Below are 18702 nucleotides of genomic sequence, written 5' to 3' on the forward strand. Positions count from 1 at the left end.
CTGTCGTCGTTCCTGACTACAGTGAACTTCTAGACTTGTGCGGTACACAGCATGGTGGTTCACGGGGGAGGAGCGGCGGCATGCGAGCCGAGATGGATGGTGCGTCTTCCGGGATGCACGGCATGAGTGCGGACGCCGTCCGCTACAACTCCGAGTCCATGTCGGAGTTCAAGACGAGCATCGACGGACTGATCGAGATGCTCACCTCCTCGGAGGCCGACAAGGGCAAGATGAAGTCCGACCCGGTGACGCGCACGAAGTTCGGCGGCGGCGGGGCGGCCTGGGGCGAGGCCACCAGCGTCTACGACTCGTACAACACCGTCCTCAAGCAGCTGACGGAACTCTCGGGTCTGCTGCAGGACTGCCTCGAGGGCCTCGGCATCGCGGTCGTCGCGTCCAAGGACGGCTTCGAGCAGATGGACGACGACGTCAAGCGGAAGATGATCAACATTCACGACCGGACCTGGGACGCCAAGCAGAAGGCGGACAAGGAAGCGGGCCGAGGCGCGTCTGCGAGCGAAGGAAGCCAGTCGGCCGAGGGCGACGGCTCCCTCCAGTAGGCGGGTGCGGACGGAATGTCGGGGACACGGGGAAGAGGCGAAGGATGAGGCCTGCAGAGGGCGGCGGAGGCGGCGGAACCAATTTCCGCGCCATGACTCACCAGCAGATGCTGGAGTGGCTGAACGAGGCCAGCGAACCCAGCGTCAGGATCGCGGGCGACCGTCTGCAGGCGGCCGCCGAGGAGATGCATCGCATCGCCACCCAGCTCAAGAACCGTACGGGCCGGGTGGATTGGAAGGGCGAGGCGGAGAAGGCGTTCACCGAGTGGGCCGAGAGCGTGGTGAGCTCGACCCACTCGCTCGGCGACTACAGCGGCCACGCCTCCGAGTGGATGCACCGCGCCGCGCAGTCCATCGCCAGCGCGCAGAGCGCCATTCCCAAGTACACGTCCCACGAGTCGGCCAAGGCGAACCTGGAAGCCGCGCAGAAGTACCGCAACGATCCCGACTCGGCGACCGTCGCCCGCAACGCCCAGAAGGCGATGGCCGCGAGCGAGGAGCTCAAGGCCATCGAGGCCAAGGAAGAGGCGAACAAGCAGGCGGCGGCGGATGAGATGGAGAAGCTCTCGTCCTCGTACCAGTGGTCGAGCTTCCAGATGGGGAACTTCGTACCGCCGACGTTCCCGCCGCCGCCGGGCGAGTTCGTGCCGGCGGACGCGGGCGACCGGGGTACCGGGTCCCGTTCCAGCACCTATACGTCGCAGGGCGAGCGGTCCTCCGCCAACACGGATACGAGTACGGGGACGCGGACCACGCACACCCCGCCGGACACCCGGACCACGCCCGACGGCACCACGGTCCCGCCCACGGGCGACCCGACCGGGCCGACGCACGTCATCAAGCCCGAGGTCCGGCCCGACGTCCCCGTGGACCTGGGCATCGACAGCGTGCAGACCCTGCCGAAGCCGGACACCACCGGGCCGACGACGCACACCCCGGGCGGCCCGCCGCCGCTCACCAAGCCGGACGGCGGCACGCCTCCGTTCGTGACCACCGGCATGCCTCCGCTGCCCACGAAGGGCGGTCCGGGGCCCCTGGGCCCCACCTCGCCCATCACCGGCGGCACCAGCAACCCCCGCGGCCCGGTGACCGGCGGCCTCCGCAACGGCCCCGGCATGCCCCGCGAGGGCATCAGCGGCGGCCAGCGGGTTCCCAGCACCACCGGACGACCGCAGACCGGCATCCCGCGCAGCACCGTCATCGGCAACGAGCCCACCGGGCAGAACCGGACGGGCATGGGCCGCGGCATGGGCGGCGCGCACGGCATGGGCGGCCCCATGGGCGGTGGGTCCGGTCAGAGCGGCATCAGCGGCGGCCGGCGCCTCGCCGGCGAGTCCGGTGGTGTCGTCGGCGGCAAGGCGCAGCGCGCCGGTGGTGCCGGTGGCGCCGGCGGCGGGAAGCCCTTCACGGCCGGTGGCTCCGGCCTCGTGCGCGGGAACGCCGCGAAGCCGGGTGACCGCGAGGAGCAGAACGGAGAGCGTCCCGACTACCTGGTCGAGGACGAGGAGACCTGGCAGCAGGGCAACCGCCGCGTGGCACCGCCCGTCATCGACTGATCAGCGCGAGGAAGCAGATGCGTACCAGCAGTATTCGTCGGAGCCGTGCCCGAGTCACCGCTTCGGCCGCCTTGGGGATGCTGCTGGTGGGCATCGCTTCCGTTCCTGCCCACGCGGAAGGCATCCGGGGCCGGCAGTGGCACCTGGACGCCTTCGGTGCCGAGGAGATCTGGCAGCTCAGCACGGGCAAGGGCGTCACCGTCGCCGTCATCGACAGCGGAGTCGAGAAGCAGCAGCCGGACCTTGCGGGCCAGGTGCTCAAGGGCAAGGATTTCGCACCCGACGAAGCCGGTGACGAGTTCACCGACTACACCGGACACGGCACGGACATGGCCGGTCTCATCGCGGGCACGGGCCAGGCCAACGGAGGCGACGGTGCGTTCGGGCTTGCTCCCGGGGCAAAGATCCTCCCTGTGAGGGTGCCGGGCGCGGAAGGCGGCAAGAAGAGCCAGGCGGCGGCGAACCGGGAGTTCAACGCTGTCATGCCTGAGGCGATCCGCTTCGCAGTGGACTCCGGTGCCAAGGTTCTCAACATCTCGCAGGGCTCCCCGGAGGGGTCTCCACAGCTCACGGAAGCTGTGAAGTACGCCTTGGACAAGGGTGCCCTGGTGTTCGCCGCCGTCGGCAACACGGGCGACAAGAGGAACCAGACGGAATACCCGGGGGCGACCCCCGGCGTCGTCGGTGTCGGCGCGATCGACAAGAAGACGACCCGTATCCCGATGTCCCAGCACGGTCCGCAGGTCGACCTCGTCGCCCCCGGCAAGGACACGCTCGCTGCCTGCGCCGGTGGTCGCGTCTGCACCTCCTCCGGTACCAGTAACGCGACCGCTCTTGCCTCCGCCGCCGCCGCGCTCATCTGGGCGAAGCATCCCGACTGGACCAACAACCAGGTCCTGAAGGTCATGCTCAACACCATTGCCAAGCCCGCCCAGGGCGAGACGCGCAGTGACTACATCGGCTACGGCGCCATCCGGCCGCTCCGTGCGCTGAAGACCCCGGGGGACCCGGGCCCGGCCGACGTCCGTCCCATCGACGACCTCGCCGAGACCGTCACACCGTCCGCGTCCGCCTCCGCGTCCGGCTCGGCGGACCCGGGACCGGTGGAGTCCTCCGCCACCCCGGCCCCCACCCCCCAGGCCTCCCAGGAAGACGCCGGCAACACCGGTCTCTGGATCGGGCTCGGGATCGGTGCCGCCGTGCTGGTCGGTGCCGCGATCGCCGTTCCCGTACTTCGTTCGCGGCGGGGCTGAGTCCGAGCCCCTGCCGTCGACCGTCCGTAACTCACTCATGGGGAAGTAGATGTCGTTCGACGAGGAGTGGAGCCAGGTCCGCAGCGAGACCGCGGCGATGAGGCTCAACAGCGTGCCCATGGACCCCGGCGGCGGCGGTGGCGGCGGGGCCAGTGACTACAAGGTGACCTCCGCCGACCTCAAGGCCATCGGCAACGAGGCCCAGGAGCTCTTCCACTGGTTCGAGCGCGACGCCTTCCACGCGGGCGCCCAGAGCGACGCGGCGGCCAAGAGCCTGGACGGCGACGGGTTCCAGACCGGCTCCGCGATGTGGACGATGTGGGACACCTGGCGCGGCCAGGCCGAGGCGCTCCTCAGCGCCTGCGCGCACATCCACAACCACCTCGAGGACACGGTCATCAGCCACGCCAACCATGAAGAAGTGCTGGTCACGAACTTCTCCATGTCCGAGATCGACAAGCACTTCAACTGAGCCTGAGCCGGCAACGGCGGCTGACGAGGGAAACAGATGCTGAAGTTCGACCAGGTCCTCCACGCCCATCTCAGCGGCCTCAAGGAGGCCGTCACCGTCTGGTCGGAGACGGTGTCCAAGCTGGAGAAGACCAAGGAGAAGGCGGAGACCGGCCTTCAGGGCAAGGCCGACAAGGCCGACTGGAAGGGCGAGAACGCCGGCGTGACGCAGGCGTTCGTCCGGAAGACGGCCAAGGAGTTCGGTGACGCCCTGACCGAGGCGAGCAGCATCCGGAACATCCTGCGGGACGCGGAGAGCGAGTTCACCGCCGCCAAGACCGAGCTGGAGAAGCTCGTCGCGGAGGCTCCGGGCAAGGGCATCCGCATCGACCAGGACGGTGTCGTCAGCTATCTGATCCACCCCGACCGCCGCGCCAAGGACTACGACGGGCCCAAGCCCGAGCAGGCCGACTTCGAGGCGATGCGCTCGGCGATCAAGGCCGCCGTCGACCGGGCCAACAACGCCGACGACGTCGCCTCCCGCGCCCTGCGCGGACTCGTCGGCAGCGACAAGATGAACTTCTCCGGCACGAGCTACGACTCCCTCAAGGCCGCCTCGAAGGCACAGGACGCCGAGGACGCGCACGCCGCCTACGAGCTGTACAAGAAGGGCGACGAAGCCACCCCCGAGGAGATCGACAAGCTCAACGCGCTCTTCAAGGCCAACCAGAAGGACCCGTACTTCGCCGAGAAGTTCGCCCTGGAGGTCGGGCCCAAGGGCAGCATGGAGTACTGGGCCGACATGGGCGACCCGAGCGACGGCTCCCGGCTCGGTGTCGACCACCGCGACAAGCTGAAGGAACTCCAGACGAACTGGAGTCTGACGCTCGCCACCGCGACCCATTCCACGAGCCCCGAGATGGAGCAGTGGAAGGCCGACGTCATCAAGGCCGGCAGCGAGCCGATCCAGACGCGCGGCACCAGCCCGTACGGCTTCCAGGTCATGAGCAACCTGATGCGGGTCGGCGACTACGACGACAAGTTCCTGAAGGACTACGGCAACGGGCTCGTCGTCACCGAGCGGAAGATGACCCACGACGGGGCGCTGCCCGCCAACCGTGCCTGGCACCAGATCACCGGCGGGCCGAGCCACCTGAACTGGATGGGCGGCGACCTGGGCAACGACCCCATGATCGGCTTCATGGAGGGGCTCGGGCACAACCCGAAGGCGTCGACGGACTTCTTCAACAGCAGCATCGACCTCACGCCCGAGAACACCAAGGACGACAAGAAGCTCGACCCGTTCGACTACTTCACCAAGGACCGGGACTGGCCCGAGGAGCTCAACGACAAGGGCGACAGGACCAAGGAGCCCGGCTACAACGCGCTCGGTCACGCCCTGGAGTCCGCGACCACCGGCCACCCGTACGACGCCGAGGCCGAGGGCCTCAAGGACGTACGGACCAAGGAGAACGCCGAGGTCATGCAGAAGGTCGTCGAGCGGTACGGCGACAACCCGAAGTACATGCACGAGCAGCCGGGCATCGACGACAGCCTCGGCAAGATGGGCGCCGCCTACATCGACGAGCTGAACCGCTCCCTGGAGACGGACAGCGACACGACGATGGAGGAGAAGAAGAACTCGCCGTTCGGCTTCAACGGCGCCGACGGCAAGTCCCGCTTCGGCTCCGAGTTCGACACCGGGCTGCTCTGGAACCGCGGCGACGCCGTCAACTTCATGGGCATCGTGGCGCAGAGCGAGAACGGCCACTCGACCCTCTCGGCGGCCGAGTCGCTGTACACGACGAGCGTTCTCGACCAGGTGGGTCCCAAGCCCGGCTCCACCTTCGACGAGCGGGACCTCACCGACGCGCGGACCACGCTCCGCATCGGCTCGGAGGCGCAGGGCATCATGGACGAGTCCCGCATGGCGCAGATCGACAAGGACTACGAGAAGGACTCCGAGGAGCACAAGAAGGCGGTCGGCCGGACGACCGAATGGGTCAAGTTCGGTGTCGGCGCCGCGGCGGCGGGCGGCATCGCGGTCCTGACCGGCGGCGCCGGTGGCGTACTCGTACCGCTGGCCGCCGAGACGGTGGGCGGCGCGGTGACGACGGTCATCGGCATGGAGGCCGACGACATGGCCGAGAAGTACGAGAAGGACGAACTGCTGAAGAAGAAGTCGGACGACCTGTCGGACGAGGCGCTGGCCATGGGCAAGGAGAACTCGCTCCGTCCCGGCATCGCCTACGCCAACGCCCCCGGCTGGAGTGAGAAGGACCGGAACTACCTCGACGAGACCCTGGTCGACTACGTCAGGGACGCGCGCCTGCACGCCCGCGACAACTCGCTCCCCGACCCGTACGAGAAGAAGTGACGCACATGCGGTCTGCACTGGCACGAACGGGTGCGGCCGTCGCCGTGGCCGCCCTCCTCACGAGCTGCTCCGGCGGCGGGGAGCCCACGGAGGAACCGAAGGGCCTCACGGCGGCCGAGGCCTGCGGCGGCTTCGCCGGGGACGCGGCCGCCACGGCGGCGCTCAAGGCCGTGCTGGGCGGCGAGCGTTTCCAGGACTCCTTCTCGAAGCCGGACAAGGCCCTCTCGGGCCTGCGCGACGCCGCCGCCGCGCCGTGGGCGGACTCGTACCGGCCGCAGCCCGTGACGTACTGCGGGCTGCGCCCGGCGGAGGGCGGGACGAAGGACCTCAAGATCGAGGTGAACGCCGTGGGGAAGGGTCCGTACCTCGGTCCGGAGCTCGCCAAGTCGGTGACCTCGTACACCTCGGGAATCGAGGCCTTCTCCTCGGAGGGCCTCGGCCACGTCTACTTCTCCTGCCGCCTCAAGGCGCCCGCCCACCCGATCGTGGTGGAGACGACGATCTGGGGTCCCGCCGGCACACCCGACACCGACCTGGACCGGCGCACCCACCTGATCACCCTCGCCAACGCGGCGGCCCGACAGATCTCGGCCGAGCTGGGCTGCCAGGGGGACAAGCTGGCGACCGGCGTGCCTGCCGCTCGTTCCTGAGCGTCGGCCTACACCCCGAGCACCGGCAGCGCACCGATCCGGCCGGCCCTGGCGACGAAGACGCGGTTGCCGGCGCTCGCCAGCTGGTAGGTGCCCTGGCGCTTCATCTCGATGGTGAAGAGGTGCGCGTGGGTGTCTTTGTGGACGACCTTCACGTGGCTGCTGTCCGGGGAGTGGAGCCAGACCGTCGCGCCCTCCACCGCCGGCGGGTTGACGGTGCCGGGGCCGATTCCGTCCAGGACCTCGTACCAGTCGGAGACGGGGAAGTGGACGTCCACCATGGTGCTGTACCGGTAGGCGTTGTAGCTGTTGACCGCGAAGACGAGGTCGGCGGCGGCGGTGGGTGTGCCCCAGTTGCCCCCGAGGCCGGTCTCCTCCTCCCACAGGAAGTCGCCGCGGTCGAGGCGGCGGGCCGTGAGCTTGCGGCCGCCGAAGTACGCGGCGTTGTTGTCGCCGAGTGCCGGTGTCTGGCCGTCGGTGCCCTGGTCCTTGATCTCCCAGTCCGTCTCGCCCGTCTCCGTGTACAGGGCGGCGCAGTGGCCGTCCCTGCCGTGGATCACGAGCCGCTTCCTCCCCACGGCGGCCTTCGCGGGGCCGTTCTGGGACCGGGGGGACGTCATCGGGCGCGTCCAGGTCGTGGCCAGGGTCCAGGCGTCGACGGCGCGCAGTTCGTTGTCCTTCGTCACCAGGTAGACGTGGGTGTCGTCCGCGGCGAGGACGTCGTCGACGTCGGACTGGGTCTGCCAGACGGGGGCGCCGGTGGAGGCGACGAACGCGTTCAGGACGCCCTTCTTGTCGACCCCGACGACCAGTCGGTCGGCGACGGAGACGAAACCGGCGTCCGCTTCGATGTCCTTGGCCCGCCAGCGTTCCTTGCCGTTCGTCACGGACAGGGCGAGCAGGCCGCCCGTCTTCGCCTGCACGATCACCACGTCCCGTACGGGCAGGGGTAGTTCGCCCTCGGCCGCCATGACGTCGAGCGGACCCCACAGGGCCTTCGGGCCCTCGCCAGGCTTCAGATCGATGGCCGAGACGAACGCGGCCTCCGGGGTCGGCACGGCCGGCGGCACATCGGCGGTCGGCGACTTCGCCTCACCGCGGCTCAGCCACCAGGCGCCCGCCCCGCCTCCGGCGCCCAGGACCGCCACGCCCACGGCGGCGCCGGTGAGGAAGCGGCGCCGGGACGGCGCGGTGGAGGCGACGACGGTGTCCGCCGGGGCCGCCAGACGCTTCGTGGCCGCTTCCCGCCGCTTGATGTCCTCGGCCAGCGGGCCCTTGCGCCACGCGCGGTCGGCGCCCTTCGGCGGGGCGAAGGCCTCGGCGACCTGCGGCGGTGCCGGGCGGAACGCCGGATCCTTCGCCAGGCAGGGGCCGATCAGCGTCTGGAGCTCCGGCGGCACCAGGCTGAGGTCCGGGGTGCCGTGCACGACCTCGTACTGGACCGCCGCCACGTGCCCGCCGTCGAAGGCGCGCCGGCCGCTCGCCGCGTACGCGAGGACCGCGCCGAGCGAGAAGACGTCCGAGGCCGGTCCGACGCGCTGCCCGAGGACCTGCTCGGGGGCTCCGTAGCCCGGGGTGACGGGGATCTGGCCGGTGGTGGTGAGGGTCAGGCCGTGCTCGGGGCGCGCGATGCCGAAGTCGATGATCCGCGGGCCGGTGGAGGTGAGCACGATGTTCGCGGGCTTGAGGTCGCGGTGGACCAGGCCCGCGGCGTGGATGTCGTGCAGGGTGCGCGCGAGCTGGGCGGCGAGGGCGCGGACCGTCGGCACGTCCATCGGGCCGTACGCGCGGACGGCCTGGTCGAGCGTCGGTCCGGCGAGGAACTCGGCGGCGATCCAGGGCCGCCCGCCCTCGGTCTGCGCGCCGAGGACCCGCGCCACGCCCTTGCTGGTGACGGCCCGCGCCATGTCGGCCTCGCGGACGAAACGCTGCGCGAGGTGCTGGTCGTGGGCGAGTTCGGGGCGCAGGACCTTGACGGCGGCCGGCGCTCCGGAGTCGTCCCGGCCCACGTACACCTTGCCCATGCCGCCCTCGCCGAGGACGCCGAGGAGCCGGTACGGGCCGAGCCGGAGCGGGTCGCCGGTGGCGAGGGGCTGCGTGGTCACGAAGGCTGCTTTCCGGTTGGTGGGAGTGAACGGGGAGAGGGGTGGGGAGGAGGCGGGCTCAGGCGTAGGGGATCGCCACGACGGACGTCTTGCCGGCGCCGATGATGCGCGTCCGTTCCTTGTCGACGACGAAGCGGCCGGCGTCCGTGGGGAACACCCACGCCGAGCGGTTGCTGTCCAGGTCGACCGCGCTCAGCCCGCCCCGTACGGGCGTGTACACGTACCTCTCGCCGACCACGGGAGAGGCGAAGAAGTCGGGAGTCAGAGTGCGGCCGGAGGGCGACTCCGTCCACCGCCTGACACCGAGGTCGGCCGTGACGGCCACGAGCCCGGGGGTGTCCCTGTTCTCCTGCGCGTAGACGATGCCGCCCGAGACGGCCGGCACACCGTAGGAGGTGTCGGCGGAACCGGAGCCGTACTCCCAGGCGATCCCGCCGTCGGTGAGACGCAGCGCCCGGAGGCGGTCCCCGCCGAAGTACGCGTGCCGCTCGTCGATGGCGAGCTGGCCGGGGATGAACTGGGCGGATTCCTTCAGCGGAAGGCGGCGCTGCCAGAGCCGGCGGCCGGTCTGCACGTCGAGCGCCTGGACGAGGAAGGAGTCCAGGTCGCCGCTGTTCTTGCCCAGGATCAGCCGGCCGCCGGACACCTGGGCGAGCCAGGGGCGTACGCCGTCCCATTCGTACGCCTGACGCCACGCCTCCTTGCCCGTGCGCAGGTTGACGGCGAGCAGATGCCAGCCCGTCTGGTTCACGTCCGAGTCGATGCTGTGATCGCCCCGCCGCGAGGCGGCGAAGAGCGTCCCGCCGGCGGCGGTGAGGAGCTCCGTGCCCGAGCTCGAGCCGTCGAAGCCCTTCAGCTCGATCGTCTTGGCCGCTTCCTTGCCGGTGCGGGGGGCGATCGTACGGATCTTCAGGGCGCCCGCCTTCTCGAGGGGGCCGTCCGAGAGGTAGAAGGACGTGCCGTCGGTCGTGACCTGGTGCGGTTCCATGACCATGGAATCCGACCAGAGCACACTCCCGTCCTTCGGATCCAGCACCCGGAACGACACCGTCTCCGCGAAGCCGACCACGTCGCCCGCGAGGAGCTGGGTGGTCCGTTCCTCGCGGTCCAGGGACGATCCCTGCCACAGTGCCTTCGGCGCCCCGTCCGTGGCCGTCGTCGCCGGGATCGCGGTGGGGCCCGTGGCGGTCGGGGCGCCGGGGGAGCCGGTGTCGGAGGTGCGGGTGCCCAGCCATGCCCATACGCCCGCTCCCGCCCCCGCGAGGCCCAGCAGGGAGCCGCCGCCCAATGTGAGGGCGCGGCGGCGGGAGAGCGGGGTGCTCGGGACCGTCGCCGTCGTCGCGGATTCCGCCGGGGCCGGGAGGCGGTGCGGGGTGTGGAGCCAGACGTCGGTCGCCCGGCGGGCGATGTCGGCCAGGAGCAGGGGCGGCAGGTGGTCGGCGAACTCGCCGTGGCCGTCGTGGAGATGGTTCGTCAGGGTGTGCGTGGTGGGGCGGGCCGCCGGGTCCTTCGCGAAGCAGGCGGTCAGGAGCGGCAGCAGCGACTCCGGTACGCCGGTGAGGTCGGGCTCGGCGTAGCGCACGCGGTAGAGGAGGTCGGCGGGGGAGCCCGTGCCGAAGGGGCCGTGGCCGGTGGCGGCGAAGACGAGGACGCCGGCGAGGGCGAACACATCGCCCGCCGGGGTGTGTTCCTCGCCGCTCGCCTGCTCGGGCGACATGAAGGCGGGCGTGCCGGCCGCCGCCCCCGTGCGGGTGAGGTGGTCGTCGCCGGCCGCGCGGGCGATGCCGAAGTCGATGATCTTCGGGCCGTACGCGGTGACGAGGACGTTCGAGGGCTTCAGGTCGCGGTGGACCACGTCCGAGGAGTGCAGTTGGGCGAGGGCCCCGGCCAGTGCGGCGCCGAGGGCGCGGACGGTCGGTTCGGGGAGCGGGCCGCCGAGCGCGACGGCGTCGTCGAGCGGCGGGCCGAGGACGTACTCGGTGGCCAGCCACGGCGTCTCGGCGAGCGGGTCGGCGTCGACGACGGCCGCTCCGTGCCGCGCGCCGATGATCCGCGCCGCGTCCGTCTCCAGGCGGAAGCGGCTGCGGAAGGCGGGGTCGGTGGCGAGACGGGCGTGCACGGTCTTCAGGGCGACCGTCCGGCCGCCGGGCGTGCGCGCCAGGTAGACCGTGCCCATGCCGCCGGAGCCGAGACGGGCGATGAGGCGGTACGTGGCGACGGTGGCCGGGTCGTCGTGGGTCAGGGGCGACAGCATCAGGTCAGGTCAGGTCCGTGAAGAGGGGGCGGTGGCGGTGTCGGTGTCCGTGGGGAGTTCGGCCGCCAGGAGTTCGGACGACTGGCGCGCCAGTGCCGCCACCACCCGGCCCGGGAGCCAGCCCGGGGTCAGCAGGGCGCCGGCCGAGTTCAGGACGGTCCGGTGCGGGGTGGGTGGCGCGAGGGCGGCCATCAGGTCGGCGGCGGTGGGGCGGTCCGCCGGGTCGCGGGCCAGGCAGGAGGAGATCACCGGCCGCAGGGCGGAGGGGAGTTCGTCGCGTTCGGGCACGGTGTGGCCGGTGGCGGCGTACGCGAGGACCGCGCCGAGCGCGAAGACGTCGCCCGGCGGTCGCGGGCGGCCGCCGGACGCCTGCTCGGGGGCGAGCGCGCCCGGTTCGAGGCCGGGCAGGCCGGTGCGCGCCTCTCCGTCGGGGCCGGCCGCCCGTACGGCGCCGAAGCAGCTCAGCCGGGGGCCGTCGGCGGTGAGCAGGACGGCGGCGGGGGAGACCCCGGCGTGCGTGAGGCCCTGCGCGTGCGCGGCGGCGAGCGCCTCGGCGAGGGCGACGCCCACGGCCCGTACGGACCCCTCGGGCAGCGGCCCGCCGTGGACGGCGAGGGCGACCGGGAGGGGGAGGGCGGGGACGTAGGGGGTCGCGTACCAGGGGGACTCGCCGGGCGCGGCCAGGTCCGTCACCGGGGCGATCCACGGGCCGAGGAGCCGGCGGGCCGCGTCGGCCTCCGTGGCGAAGCGGGCCGGGTCGGTGCCGGGCAGCGGGGTGTTGAGCAGGACCGTGCGCTCGCCGTCCCGCGTGCACGCGACGAAGCGGCGGCAGGAGACGGTTGCCGTCGGCGGATCGAGGCGGGTGATCAGGCGGTACGGGCCGATCCGGCGCGCGGACTCCTCCCGCGTGCGTGCCTGTTCCACGTGTACGTCCCCCCGTCGTTCCCGCGCCCCGTGGTGACGGGGCGCCGGGAGAGCCTATCGAGGCGGGAGCGGGGGGCCGTTCCCGGGCCGGAACGCCCGGGCTGTCCGAGTTGCGAAGGTGAAGCGGAGCGCCTGGCCGCCGAGAACCTTGGAAATGAGGGGAGATTCTCTGTGCAGACTGCCCGAACGGGTGCTCGGAGATGACCGGCGGGCTACGATCGCGATGCCTCGCCCGGCGCGGAACTTGCTGAGGCGAAGCCGGAACGATCACCGCAGGACAGTCGCCACGGGGGAGAGCATGTCGTTCGAAGAGGAGTGGGCGTCCGTACGGTCCGCGTCGACGGCCAACGTGAGCATGAGGCTCAACCAGGTCGCGCCCGAGCCCGGGGGCGGCGGCGGGGGCAACGCCGACCTCGGCGTCGACCAGGACAAGCTCGGCGCCATCGGCAGCGCCGCGTACGCGCTGCACGGCCGGCTCGCCAAGGACGGCAACCACGCCCGTACGAGCACGACCGAGGCGGCCACCCAGCTGAAGGGGCACGACTTCCTCACCGGTTCGGCCATGGCGGCCGTGCAGGAGACGTGGGACTCCCAGCTGAAGACGCTCCTCGACGCCTGCGCGAACATCTCCAACCACCTCGACTACAGCGCGGCGTCGCACGCGAAGGAAGAGGAAGACATCAAGGCGGCCCTCGCGGCCTCCCAGATCGACCAGTACTTCAAGTAGGCCGGGGGATCCGCTGTGCTGACCTATCAGAACGTCATGCAGGCCGCGCTCGACCGGATGAAGACGGCCGCCGACGAATGGTCCGCCCTGAAGGGCAAGCTCGACACGCTCACCCAGGACGCCCAGTCCACCATGGCCGCGAAGGCCAGGGACGACTACTGGCGCGGGGTGAACGCCGAGGTCACGAAGCCGTTCGTGGACAAGACGGCGAAGGAGTTCGGCGACGCCGCGAAGGCCGCCGACGGCATCCACAAGATCCTCGCCGACGGCCACCAGGCCTTCAAGAAGGCCCAGGACGACCTCAAGGCGATCGCCGAGACGGAGGCCCCCGCCAAGGGCTTCTACGTCAAGGCCGACGGCACCGTCGCCGCCCGGGAGCCGCTCTCCGAGATCAAGGACCCCGGCGCCCGCCACGACCCCGACTTCCAGGACCTGGTCCGCAAGGAGCGCGCCGACATCCGGGCGATGGAGGAGCGCATCAAGGCGATCCTGGAGGTCTGCACCGAGGCCGACGTGGCCTGCTCCAACGCGCTCCGGGCCAACAACACCGGCGACCGGAACAACTTCAGCGGCCCGAAGTACACGAGCCTCGACGCCGAGGAGGCGCAGCGGGCCGTCGACCTCGCCAAGAAGGGCCGGGACATCTCGCACGAGGAGCTGATGCGCCTCAACGAGCTGCTCAAGGACAACAGCGGCTCCAAGGAGTTCTCCCGGGCCTTCTACGACGGCATGGGCCCGAAGGGGGCCCTGGAGTTCTTCGGGCAGCTGTCGACCGACACGTACGACTACTCGAAGGTCGACAAGCAGCGCCTCGCCGACGTCCAGGACCTGCAGAAGAACCTGGGCCTCAACCTGGCGACGGCGACGCAGGGCGGCGACGCGTGGACCGACAAGTGGTCCACGGACATGCGCAAGCTCGGCACGGAGCGCATCCCGCTGGTCAAGTACGACAACAACCCGGCGTACGGCTACCAGTTGCTCGGCGGCATCATGCGCTACGGCAACTACGACCCCAAGTTCCTGGTCCCGATCGCGGAGCACGTCACCCAGCTGCACGCGAAGGACCCGTACATGTTCGCCGACAGCAAGCCGCTCGGCGGCGGCTGGCTGAAGAACCAGTACAACCCGTCCGGCGTCAACGGCTCCGGCTTCGACCCGATGAACTCGATGCTGGAGGCGCTCGGGCACAGCCCGGAGGCGGCGAAGGAGTACTTCTCCAAGGAGCCCACGTCCTACAACAAGGACGGCAGCGTCGGCGGGACGGTGGACCTGGACCCGAAGAAGGACGGGGCCCAGAAGGGCTACCTGGACTACTTCCAGAACAAGGACTACGAGTTCTTCCCCGACGTCGAGGGCCACAACCCGGACGACTGGAAGAAGACCGCGGAGTACATGCCGGACGCCCTCGGCCACGCCCTGGAGGCGGCGACCACGGGTCACGGCTGGGACGACCCCAACCCGCAGCTGCACCGCGACGAGAAGTCCGCCGAGATCATGAAGCAGGTGATCGACTCGTACGGGACGAACACCGAGCTCCGCGGGCAGCACAAGCCGCTGATGGACAGCCTGGGGCGGATGGGCGCCGCCTACATCGACGACCTGAACTACTCCACGTACAACTTCGGCGATTCCGGTGACGCCCTCGGCCGGGACAAGCTGTTCGGCGCGAGCAGCGACGGAAGCTCGCGCACGGACTTCGGCGAGGGCGCCAGCCTCCGGTTCATGAACGCCGTCGCGGGCGACGAGCAGGGGTACAAGTCGCTCTCCGCCGCGCAGCAGGTCTTCGAGGCCGGCGGTCTCAAGGTGCTGGAGGGGGACAAGGACTCCCAGCTCACCTTCCTCCACAACTCGACCAAGCTGCACGGCATCCTCGACGAGTCGCGGATCGACGCCATCTCCCTGGAGTTCAAGGACCAGGAGGAGGCCAAGAACCTGGAGATGGAGAAGCAGGCCGAGTGGCGGAAGTCCGCCGTCAGCGGCGGTGTCGCCGCGGTGGTCGGTGTCGGCTCCGCCGTGGTGCTCGGGCCCGCCGCGGGACTCGTGGCGGCGACCGCGGTCCCGATCATCATGGAGACCGTCGGGTCCGCGGTCAGCACGGACTACGCCTCGGACACCCTGCAGTACCTCAAGGACAACGAGTACAAGAACGACGACGACGCGGACTCCGCCGTCGTGGACGCCCGCCAGCAAGGCCGTCGTGCCGTGGTCGTTCCCGCCCTCAACGTCGCCGAGATGCAGGGGCTGACCCAGGCCGAGCGGCAGGAACTGATCCGCGAGATCGAGTACTCGTACAACACGGGCGCGAAGAGCGTCGACGACCTAACCGCGAACAAGTGAGGCGGACAGTGAGCAAGACGCGGAGGCTGTCGGGGATCGCCGCCGGCGCCCTGGCGGCGGCCCTGGTCCTGAGCGGGTGCTCGGACGACGGGGACGGCGGGGGGAAGGAGCGTACGGGGGCCGTGCCCCCGGCCGCCCTGAAGAACTGCGGGAGGGTGTTCGGGGAGCGGAACGTCGAGGCGCTCCGGGCCGACCTCGGGGAGGACTTCCAGCCGCACGACCGCTCACTCACCGAGATGAAGCAGCGGATGCTCGTGGAGGCGCAGGGCTGGAACCCCGACACGGACGAGCTCGCGCGGACGACCTTCCGTCCCTGCCAGATCGAGGGCCGGGCCGACGGGAAGGAAGCCTGGGTCAACGCCACGGTCGGCTGGTCGAGGTACGACGTGGCCTTCGTGACCGAGGGAAAGCACGCGCGTGAATTCCGTGAGGTGGCGAAGGGGGTCTATCTCGACCGCCGCGAGGAGTTCGACGGCCGCTCCCTGATCATGCCGTGCACGGTCCCCGGCACCCGGGCCGGACAGGGCGAGGAGCTGCCGCTCCAGGTCTCCGTGGTCGACACGGACCGCACGACCCGGTCCGTGTCCACGGATCAGCTGCTGAAGGCGCTCGCGGAGAGCACCCGGGGGCTGCTCGGGTGCGCCGAGACGATCACGGTGCCGGAGAAGCTGGTGCCCTGAGGACGCGGGGGGGGCGGCGGGGGACGCTCAGTCCTCGGCCGTCTCCGTGGCCGGTGACAGCTGGGACAGGAGCAGGAGCGTCGCGCGGGTGATCAGGGCCGCGAGGAGGATCGTCGCGAGGCCGTCGACGTGCAGGTAGGCGATCTTCGGGCCCAGCCAGGAGAGCAGCCACCAGATCAGGGCGTCCTGGACGAAGCCGGCGAGGCCGAAGACCAGGAGGGCGGGGAGCGGGACGCGGCCCGACGGGCCTATGAAGATCACCTGGGTGAGGACCGTCATGACGACGCCCGCCATCAGGACGGAGAGGACGATGTCGATCGTCTCCGTGCCGCCCAGGGTGATGCCGGGCAGCAGGCCGCAGGCGAGGCCCACACCGAGGAGGACACCCAGCCTGCGTCTGCCTTGATCGTCCATGGACGGACTCTGGCACACCGTACGGCGTGTTGTGAAGATCCGGTAAGGAAGATCATCTGGAGACCGTGGCGGGAATCGAACCCACGTAACTCGCTTTGCAGGCGAGCCCCTCAACCTCTCGGGCACACGGTCGTGTTGTGCACGAGTACGACCGTAGGGCGGGAGCCCGGAGGGGCTCAAGGGTTTCCGGGGGCACGCCATGCGACTGCCACACCGCCGCAACATTCCGTTCGTGGTCGTACGTCCGAGGGCGGAGGCCGACCACGACTCCTGACAGGAGCCAACCCCGGGATCACCTCTTACTCTGGGGGAATGAGCGCCCTCGAACCCCGCGACGCCGACGTCGCCCCCATACCCGGACCCCCTGCCGCACCCGTCGACACCAAGGGGTCCGTCCTCGACCCGGCCCACCGGGCGCTCAGCATCGGCATCGTCTCCGTCGTCCTGCTCATCGCCTTCGAGGCGACCGCCGTCGGCACCGCCATGCCCGTCGCCGCCCGCGAGCTGGACGGCATCCCCCTGTACGCCTTCGCCTTCTCCGCGTACTTCACCACCAGCCTCTTCGGCATGGTCCTGGCCGGCCAGTGGTCCGACCGCAGCGGCCCCCTCGCGCCGCTCACCGCCGGCATCAGCGCCTTCGCCGCCGGACTGCTGCTCTCCGGGACCGCCGGGGGCATGTGGCAGTTCATCCTCGGCCGGGCCGTGCAGGGCCTCGGTGGCGGCCTCGTCATCGTCGCCCTGTACGTGATCGTCAGCCGCGCCTACTCCGAACACCTCAGGCCCGCGATCATGGCCGCCTTCGCCGCCGCCTGGGTCGTCCCCTCCGTCGTCGGACCCCTCGCCGCCGGAACCGTCACCGAGCACCTCGGCTGGCGCTGGGTCTTCGTCGGCATCCCCGCCCTCGTCGTCTTCCCGCTGGCCCTCGCCCTCCCCGCGATCCGCCGCACCGCCTCCGGCCCCGCCGACCCGTCCGCGCCCCTCGCCCCCTGGGACCGGCGCCGGATCCTGCTGGCCCTCGGCATCTCGGCCGGCGCCGCCCTCCTCCAGTACGCGGGGCAGGAACTGCGGTGGCTCTCCCTCCTGCCCGCCGCCGCCGGCCTCGCCCTCCTCGTGCCCGCCGTCCGCGGCCTGCTGCCGCGCGGCACCTACCGCGCCGCCCGCGGGCTGCCCTCCGTCATCCTGCTCCGCGGCATCGCCGCCGGGTCCTTCATCGCCGCCGAGTCCTTCGTCCCCCTGATGCTGGTCTCCCAGCGCGGCCTCAGCCCCACCCTGGCCGGTCTCTCCCTCGCCGTCGGCGGCCTCACCTGGGCGCTCGGCTCCTGGATCCAGGCCCGGCCGTGGACGGAGCCGTACCGGGAGCGGCTCACCGTCCTCGGCATGCTCCTCGTCGCCCTCGCCATCGCCGCCGCGCCCAGCGTGCTGATCACCTCGGTGCCCGTCTGGGTCGTCGCGGTGGCCTGGGCCTTCGGCTGCCTCGGCATGGGCGCCGTCATCTCCTCGACGAGCGTGCTCCTGATGAAGCTCTCCGCCCCGGAGGAGGTGGGCGCCAACTCGGCCGCCCTCCAGATCTCCGACGGCCTCTCCAACGTCCTGCTCCTCGCGGTCGGCGGCGCGGCCTTCGCGGCGCTCGGCGGCGGCGCGGTGGGCCACGCGATGGACGCCGGCGCGGCCACCGGCTCCCACCCCACCGCCTTCGCGGCCGTCTTCCTGCCGATGGCGGGGGTGGCGGCGGTCGGGGCCTGGGTCGCGACGCGGCTGCACGCGACGCTGGTGCGGGCCGACCTTTCGGTACCAGATTGACCCCAAGGTGGTACCGTTCTGGTATGGCTATGAACCTGCGTCTCCGCGACGACCAGACCGAGGCCCTGAAGCAGCGCGCCGAGCAGGAGGGCACCAGCATGCACGCCATACTGCTGCGGGCCGTCGACGACTACCTCGCGCGCACCGCCCAGGAGGCCATCGTGCGCAAGACGGCCATGGAGCAGGCGACCAAGTGGCACGAGCTGATGGAGCGGCTCAAGTGACCTGCGTCTACCTCACCGGCGAAGACGTCCTGAGCATCGCCGAGCACGCGGTCGACGACCAGAAGATCGTCGTCCGGGACGCCGGACTCCTCGGCTCGGCGGTGCACCGCCCCTCGGCCGCGATGTTCGGGAAGGAGGCGTATCCCGACCTCCTGGGGAAGGCCGCCGCGCTCCTGCAGTCCCTCGCGGTCAACCATCCCTTCGTCGACGGCAAGAAGCGCACGGCCTGGCTGTCCTGTGTCACCTTCCTCGCCATGAACGGCGTGCAGCTGCGCCCGGACATCGACGCCGCGGAACGCCTGGTCATCGCGGTGGCGACCGGCGAGACCGACGCGGTCGAGGTGATCGCGGACGGGCTGCGTGAGCTGATCGCCCCCGACGCGGGGTGAGT

At 70.9% G+C, this 18702-nt stretch carries 16 protein-coding genes and 1 tRNA gene; 12 read left to right on the top strand and 5 right to left on the bottom strand.

Annotated features, from left to right (window positions below):
* Nucleotides 1-122 precede the first annotated feature (122 nt).
* From IE237_RS29760 to IE237_RS29785, 6 genes are all read left to right on the top strand, one after another.
* Complete coding sequence (locus IE237_RS29760) at nt 123-560, top strand: DUF2563 family protein (protein ID WP_189805223.1); 438 nt, start codon at nt 123-125, stop codon at nt 558-560.
* 92 nt (nt 561-652) lie between these two features.
* Nucleotides 653-2116 carry a WXG100 family type VII secretion target gene (locus IE237_RS29765; RefSeq protein ID WP_229842973.1) on the top strand — a complete coding sequence of 488 codons (1464 nt, stop codon included), beginning with the start codon at nt 653-655 and terminating at the stop codon, nt 2114-2116.
* A 77-nt stretch (nt 2117-2193) separates the two neighbouring features.
* A complete protein-coding gene (gene mycP / locus IE237_RS29770) occupies nt 2194-3369 on the top strand; it encodes a type VII secretion-associated serine protease mycosin (RefSeq protein ID WP_229842980.1) in 1176 nt (391 codons plus the stop codon).
* Nucleotides 3370-3418: 49 nt separating this feature from the next.
* Nucleotides 3419-3841, top strand: a complete 423-nt coding sequence (locus tag IE237_RS29775; protein WP_189805226.1) for a hypothetical protein — start codon at nt 3419-3421, stop codon at nt 3839-3841.
* 36 nt (nt 3842-3877) lie between these two features.
* Nucleotides 3878-6196 (top strand): DUF6571 family protein, encoded by a 2319-nt coding sequence (locus IE237_RS29780; RefSeq protein WP_189805227.1) that lies wholly within the window; start codon nt 3878-3880, stop codon nt 6194-6196.
* Nucleotides 6197-6201: 5 nt separating this feature from the next.
* Entirely contained in the window at nt 6202-6846 is a 645-nt protein-coding gene (locus IE237_RS29785; protein ID WP_229842974.1) for a hypothetical protein, read from the top strand.
* A gap of 8 nt (nt 6847-6854) precedes the next feature.
* Here the strand turns inward: IE237_RS29785 and IE237_RS29790 are convergent, their stop codons facing one another.
* From IE237_RS29790 to IE237_RS29800, 3 genes are read right to left on the bottom strand one after another with little or no spacing between them, the layout of a single operon-like run.
* Entirely contained in the window at nt 6855-8951 is a 2097-nt protein-coding gene (locus IE237_RS29790) for a serine/threonine-protein kinase (RefSeq protein WP_189805229.1), read from the bottom strand.
* A gap of 58 nt (nt 8952-9009) precedes the next feature.
* Nucleotides 9010-11205 carry a serine/threonine-protein kinase gene (locus tag IE237_RS29795; RefSeq protein WP_189805230.1) on the bottom strand — a complete coding sequence of 732 codons (2196 nt, stop codon included), beginning with the start codon at nt 11203-11205 and terminating at the stop codon, nt 9010-9012.
* A gap of 9 nt (nt 11206-11214) precedes the next feature.
* Entirely contained in the window at nt 11215-12129 is a 915-nt protein-coding gene (locus IE237_RS29800; RefSeq protein ID WP_189805231.1) for a protein kinase family protein, read from the bottom strand.
* A 298-nt stretch (nt 12130-12427) separates the two neighbouring features.
* Between IE237_RS29800 and IE237_RS29805 the strand changes: the two genes are divergently transcribed.
* From IE237_RS29805 to IE237_RS29815, 3 genes are read left to right on the top strand one after another with little or no spacing between them, the layout of a single operon-like run.
* On the top strand, nt 12428-12856 hold the full coding sequence (locus tag IE237_RS29805) for a hypothetical protein (RefSeq protein ID WP_189805232.1): 429 nt from the start codon (nt 12428-12430) through the stop codon (nt 12854-12856).
* Nucleotides 12857-12871: 15 nt separating this feature from the next.
* Nucleotides 12872-15193 (top strand): hypothetical protein, encoded by a 2322-nt coding sequence (locus IE237_RS29810; protein ID WP_189805233.1) that lies wholly within the window; start codon nt 12872-12874, stop codon nt 15191-15193.
* A gap of 8 nt (nt 15194-15201) precedes the next feature.
* Entirely contained in the window at nt 15202-15873 is a 672-nt protein-coding gene (locus IE237_RS29815) for a hypothetical protein (protein WP_229842975.1), read from the top strand.
* 27 nt (nt 15874-15900) lie between these two features.
* Here IE237_RS29815 and IE237_RS29820 read toward each other — a convergent pair whose 3' ends face one another.
* Both IE237_RS29820 and IE237_RS29825 read right to left on the bottom strand, forming a co-directional pair.
* Nucleotides 15901-16287, bottom strand: a complete 387-nt coding sequence (locus tag IE237_RS29820; protein ID WP_189805235.1) for a phage holin family protein — start codon at nt 16285-16287, stop codon at nt 15901-15903.
* A 57-nt stretch (nt 16288-16344) separates the two neighbouring features.
* A tRNA-Cys gene (locus IE237_RS29825) sits at nt 16345-16419 on the bottom strand.
* Nucleotides 16420-16599: 180 nt separating this feature from the next.
* On the opposite strand from IE237_RS29825, the gene IE237_RS29830 reads away from it, so the two are divergent.
* From IE237_RS29830 to IE237_RS29840, 3 genes are read left to right on the top strand one after another with little or no spacing between them, the layout of a single operon-like run.
* A complete protein-coding gene (locus IE237_RS29830) occupies nt 16600-18087 on the top strand; it encodes an MFS transporter (RefSeq protein ID WP_189805236.1) in 1488 nt (495 codons plus the stop codon).
* 23 nt (nt 18088-18110) lie between these two features.
* Entirely contained in the window at nt 18111-18311 is a 201-nt protein-coding gene (locus IE237_RS29835; RefSeq protein ID WP_017237051.1) for a ribbon-helix-helix protein, CopG family, read from the top strand.
* Nucleotides 18308-18700: a type II toxin-antitoxin system death-on-curing family toxin gene (locus IE237_RS29840; protein WP_189805237.1), complete on the top strand. Its 393-nt coding sequence runs from the start codon at nt 18308-18310 to the stop codon at nt 18698-18700. The genes IE237_RS29835 and IE237_RS29840 overlap by 4 nt, the downstream gene beginning before the upstream one ends.
* Nucleotides 18701-18702: the final 2 nt, after the last annotated feature.

It is taken from the genome of Streptomyces tanashiensis (assembly GCF_014648895.1).
GTDB lineage: Bacteria > Actinomycetota > Actinomycetes > Streptomycetales > Streptomycetaceae > Streptomyces > Streptomyces tanashiensis.

What these genes read in the sequence shown, in the direction of transcription:
- IE237_RS29835 (WP_017237051.1), top strand. Translation starts at nt 18,111, where the DNA reads ATGGCTATGAACCTGCGTCTCCGCGACGACCAGACCGAGGCCCTGAAG.
- IE237_RS29775 (WP_189805226.1), top strand. Translation starts at nt 3,419, where the DNA reads ATGTCGTTCGACGAGGAGTGGAGCCAGGTCCGCAGCGAGACCGCGGCG.
- IE237_RS29780 (WP_189805227.1), top strand. Translation starts at nt 3,878, where the DNA reads ATGCTGAAGTTCGACCAGGTCCTCCACGCCCATCTCAGCGGCCTCAAG.
- IE237_RS29765 (WP_229842973.1), top strand. Translation starts at nt 653, where the DNA reads ATGACTCACCAGCAGATGCTGGAGTGGCTGAACGAGGCCAGCGAACCC.
- IE237_RS29785 (WP_229842974.1), top strand. Translation starts at nt 6,202, where the DNA reads ATGCGGTCTGCACTGGCACGAACGGGTGCGGCCGTCGCCGTGGCCGCC.
- IE237_RS29805 (WP_189805232.1), top strand. Translation starts at nt 12,428, where the DNA reads ATGTCGTTCGAAGAGGAGTGGGCGTCCGTACGGTCCGCGTCGACGGCC.
- IE237_RS29820 (WP_189805235.1), bottom strand. Translation starts at nt 16,287, where the DNA reads ATGGACGATCAAGGCAGACGCAGGCTGGGTGTCCTCCTCGGTGTGGGC.
- IE237_RS29760 (WP_189805223.1), top strand. Translation starts at nt 123, where the DNA reads ATGAGTGCGGACGCCGTCCGCTACAACTCCGAGTCCATGTCGGAGTTC.
- IE237_RS29795 (WP_189805230.1), bottom strand. Translation starts at nt 11,205, where the DNA reads ATGCTGTCGCCCCTGACCCACGACGACCCGGCCACCGTCGCCACGTAC.
- IE237_RS29830 (WP_189805236.1), top strand. Translation starts at nt 16,600, where the DNA reads ATGAGCGCCCTCGAACCCCGCGACGCCGACGTCGCCCCCATACCCGGA.
- mycP (WP_229842980.1), top strand. Translation starts at nt 2,194, where the DNA reads ATGCTGCTGGTGGGCATCGCTTCCGTTCCTGCCCACGCGGAAGGCATC.